This is a genomic window from Okeania sp. SIO2F4 (assembly GCF_010672385.1).
Lineage (GTDB): Bacteria > Cyanobacteriota > Cyanobacteriia > Cyanobacteriales > Microcoleaceae > Trichodesmium.
This window is the reverse complement of the sequence record NZ_JAAHGT010001196.1, coordinates 1-2,419: the sequence shown is the minus strand read 5'-3', so window position 1 is coordinate 2,419 and position 2,419 is coordinate 1. Positions and strand designations below refer to the sequence as shown.

Annotated in this window: 2 protein-coding genes; one reads left to right on the top strand and one right to left on the bottom strand. The window is 39.6% G+C overall.

The genetic code is table 11. The features are described from left to right. Positions 1-526 precede the first annotated feature (526 nt). Positions 527-667, bottom strand: a complete 141-nt coding sequence (locus tag F6K22_RS38770) for a hypothetical protein (protein ID WP_293110253.1) — start codon at positions 665-667, stop codon at positions 527-529. 219 nt (positions 668-886) lie between these two features. Here F6K22_RS38770 and F6K22_RS38765 point away from each other — a divergent pair, with 219 nt between their 5' ends. After that, entirely contained in the window at positions 887-2,185 is a 1,299-nt protein-coding gene (locus tag F6K22_RS38765) for a serine/threonine protein kinase (protein ID WP_293110251.1), read from the top strand. The last annotated feature ends 234 nt before the right edge of the window (positions 2,186-2,419 follow it).

Here is a 2,419-nt window from a genome sequence, read left to right as displayed (position 1 = left end):
TCTTGAGGGGAAACTGACAAGGTAGCGATCGCCTGAATCCTTACGTTTTGATGATTAATTTAACTATTGTCCAATAGTCTTGAGGGGAAACTGGCAAGGTAGCGATCGCCCGATCATTCACTATTGATAATTCATTTAACTATTGTCCAATAGTCTGGCTCGGAAACTGATACCAATTCACTTTAAAGATGTCACAAATAGTTTCAAATTTTAGATGTGAAATAATTTTCTGAAATTACCGTATTTTAAAAGTTTTAACTCTATAAAATCATAATGCATGACTTTTGACTTTTGAATTCCGTGAAACGGTATGACAAGGTAGCGATCGGCTGATTATTCAGTCTGTCCAGTAGGGCGCGTTACGCTCCACTTTGTTCCGCTTTTCATGTCGCGCAGCGTTAACGGAGCTTTGCGTCAGCAAAACACACCCTACTAGACTGTTCAATCGGATTCTATAGAAACCCTAAGCGTATCTCCGCAAAGGTGAGGGTTTTTGCCAAAGGAGACAGTCCTCAGTCGGACCGAGTCAGGGGATTGAGAAATAAAATAGGGGAAAAAAGTAGAAAAATGCTCCAATCTCCCCATCTCCCCACACTCCCCACACTCCCCACACTCCCCACACTCCCCACACTCCCCACACTCCCCACACTTCCCACACTTCCCACACTCCCAATCATAGATCCCTTCAGGGGTTCTATATAAAACGTAACGAGCGAAGACCTCTCCCCCAACCCCTCTCCTGCTCTTGAGAGGGGAGAGATCCCCCCCAACGCTAGCAGGGAAGGGGGTAGGGGGGTTAGGTTTTACCCACAAATTTAGCCTAGACACACTACTACGGTATTATGACTAGATAGTATTGAGATTACTATCAACTTTTAACTTAATTATGTTAACTCCCGGACAAATTTTAAAAGAACGTTACCAACTACAAAAACAACTAGGGCGTACTATACCAGGCCGCAAAACTTGGCTAGCATTTGACTCCCAACTGCAAGAACAAGTAATTCTCAAAATGTTAGCTTATAGTCCCGAAATATTAGGGCAAGAATTAAATTTATTTGAGACAGAAGCCAAAATTTTACAAGCTCTAAATCATCCCCATATCCCTCGTTATCGCGATTATTTTTCTTTAGAAAAAGAAGCAAATTCAGATTTGCCTTGGTTTGCATTAGTGCAAGATTATATTCCTGGTTTTTCCCTCCAAGAATTATTAGATAGAGAGAAAAATTTTATAGAAGAAGATGTGGAAAAAATTGCCAAAGAAGTATTAGAAATTCTGATTTACCTCCACGAACTAGAGCCTCCTGTTTTGCATCGAGATATTAAACCGAGTAATTTAATTATGGGTGCAGACCAACAAATTTATTTAGTAGATTTTGGCGCTGTACAATCTCAAGGTAATGCTCAGGGAGTAACTTTTACTATTATTGGAACTAGCGGTTATGCTCCCCTAGAACAATTTTGGGGTAGAGCAGTGCCAGCTTCAGACTTATATGGTTTAGGAGCTACTTTAATTCATTTACTAACTGGAACGCCCCCTGTAGATTTACCACAAAAAAATTATCAGATTCAATTTTCTGACAAGGTTGATATTAATCCTAGCTTCGCCACTTGGATTAATCAAATCACAGAAATGGATTTAGGAAGTCGCTTTCAAAATGCCCGTGAAGCTTTGACATCTCTCGAGTCAAAACCAAAACTTCAACCATTAGTTACACCTCAAAAAAATCCTCTCAACTTAAGCATTATTATTACCATTAATAAATCTCCAGATATGATAGAAATCTATACTCATGCACCTAGTTTAAGAGAAATTCAAGGTTCTGGAATGTTCGGTGGAATTTTTTGTATATTTGTGGGATTACTGCTAACTAATCCTGTTTATGGGATTTTGTTCTTTATCCTGATTTTGGCAGGAGTATTTACCTTATTTGGAGAAAAGAATTATATTTATTTTGACCATAATTATTTTCGGACAGAACGACATTTATTGGATTTTACTTACGGAAAACGCCAGGGAAATACTAGAGATATTCTACAAATTTCATCATCTAAATTTGAATCAGGTTATCAAGTGATGGTTCAATCTGAAAATAATAAATATCAACTAGATCAAGCAATGAATAGCAAAGATAGTACATCCTTGGTTGAGGAAATTAACGAATGGTTGAATCAGATTAACTAGCGATCGGTTTTTAGCAGCTCGGGGTTAAAATATCCGTCAAGACTTTTGAGATCAAGGTCGTAGTAGTAGCGTGTCTAGGCTAAAATTCTGGCTAAAAAAACCTAACCCCCCAACCCCCTTCCCTACCCCCCCCGGGGGGTAGGGAAGGGGGAGAAGACTTCGCGCCTCTCCTTGCAGGAGAGGGGTTGGGGGAGAGGTCTTCATTGACTCGCTCTTTACCCACATTTTAAAGAG